Below are 1,929 nucleotides of genomic sequence, written 5' to 3'. Positions count from 1 at the left end.
GTTTTGGTTGTGGGTTTGGTGGTGAGGTCTTATTTAGCGTGTTTGGATGTTGGGATGGGTTGGTCTGCCGCAGGGTAGCATCAGCCCTTTAGGCGCGGCGGGATATGGGGTATCTGGGCGTGCGCACCGTTTCACGGATTTGGAGAACGCAATGATGAAGCGCGCCTGGAACAAGTGGCGATCGGGCTATATGGGCCGGCTTGTCGGTGAGAGCTTTTATGCGCAGGGCGGGCTTTACGGCGTTGCGATCCTGGCGATGATCGCGGTGGCGGTCACCACCGCCGGCTCGGCTTACATGATGGAATATATCGTTGATGCCATGACCAGCCCGGAATTGCGGGGATGGGCGCATGTCATTGCGCTGGGGGTTGTGCTTCTGTTCCTGACCAAGGCGGTGGCCTCGTATATTCAGGCCGTCTTTCTGGCGCGCGCGGGCAACCGGATTGTGGCCCAGCAGCAGGAGAAGCTGTACCGCAAGCTGGTCCGGCACGGGGTGTCGTTCTTTTCGACCAATGAATCATCGGATTTGCTGATGCGCACGACCAATGGCGCGCAATCGGCCCGGGGCCTGATCGATGTTCTGGTCACCGGGTTTGTCCGCGATGCCCTGACCCTGGTCGGCCTTATTGTGGTCATGGTGTATCAGCAGCCGGTCCTGTCGGTGATGTTCTTTGTGGTGGGCCCGGTTGCCCTGCTGGGGGTGCGGTATCTGCTGAAAAGCGTCCGCTCGATCATGCAGGCCGAGTTCAAATCGCTGGCCGAGATCATCCGGGTGCTGCAGGAGACCTCGGCGGGGATCAAGGTGATCAAGGTGTTTGCGCTTGAAGATCGCATGATCGACCGAATGGAGACCGCGATCCGGAAGGTCGAACAGCGCTCGAACGACATCGCCCGGCTGCAGGCCATTGCCAGCCCGCTGATGGAGTTTCTGGCCGGTCTGGCGGTTGCCGGGGTTCTCATTGTCAGCACGATGGGCATCGCGGGCACCGAACAGCCGACCGCGGGTCAGTTGATGTCCTTCATCACCGCTTTGCTGATGGCCTATGAACCCGCCAAGCGCCTGTCCAGGATGCGGGTCCAGATTGAAACCTGCATGGTCGGTGTCGGCCTGTTGTTCAGCCTGCTGGATCAGGAGGACACGATGGTGGAAAGCCCCCGGGCCCGTGACCTGAGTGACGGCCCCGGACAGATCACGCTGCGCAATGTGACCTTTGGCTATCAGGGCACGGTGCCGGTGATCGACAACATGAGCGCCACTTTCGAGGCCGGGAAAACCACGGCCCTTGTCGGCCAGTCCGGTGGTGGCAAATCCACGTTGTTTGGCCTGATCATGCGGTTTTACGACCCCGATCAGGGCAGCGTCGAGATCGATGGCCAGGACCTGAGGGATGTCAGCTTTGCCTCGCTGCGGCGGAAAATCTCGTATGTCGGTCAGGACACGTTCCTGTTCTCGGCCTCGGTGATGGACAACCTGCGCTGCTCGGCACCCGAGGCGAGCGATGAAGAGGTGATCGCGGCAGCCCGGGCCGCACATGCGCATCAGTTCATCACTGACCTGCCGCAGGGCTATGAGACCCCGGTGGGCGAAAACGGAACCTTTCTGTCGGGCGGTCAGAAACAGCGCATCGCGATTGCCCGCGCCATTCTGCGCAAGGCCGAAATCCTGCTGCTGGACGAGGCCACAAGCGCGCTGGACGCGGAATCGGAATCGCTGGTCAAAGAGGCGCTGGACGCCCTGACACAGGATGTCACCGTCATCGTCATCGCCCACCGCCTGTCAACCGTGCTGGAGGCAGACAAGATCATCGTCATCCAGGACGGCGCTATCGCCGAACAGGGAAACCTCGACCAACTCATGCAGAAAAACGGACCCTTCAAAAACCTCTTCGACCAACAGTTCAATAAACACAAACACAAAGTCGCTCAGTA

Annotated in this window: 1 protein-coding gene; it reads left to right on the top strand. The window is 60.1% G+C overall.

Annotated features, from left to right (window positions below):
• Nucleotides 1–151: 151 nt before the first annotated feature.
• On the top strand, nucleotides 152–1,929 hold a 1,778-nt coding region (locus tag ACR0D9_RS20560; protein ID WP_480540098.1), incomplete at its 3' end, for an ABC transporter ATP-binding protein.

It is taken from the genome of Ruegeria sp. AK11 (assembly GCF_056541095.1).
Note: the sequence above shows the minus strand (reverse complement) of the source record. Positions and strands in the feature narration are given on the sequence as shown.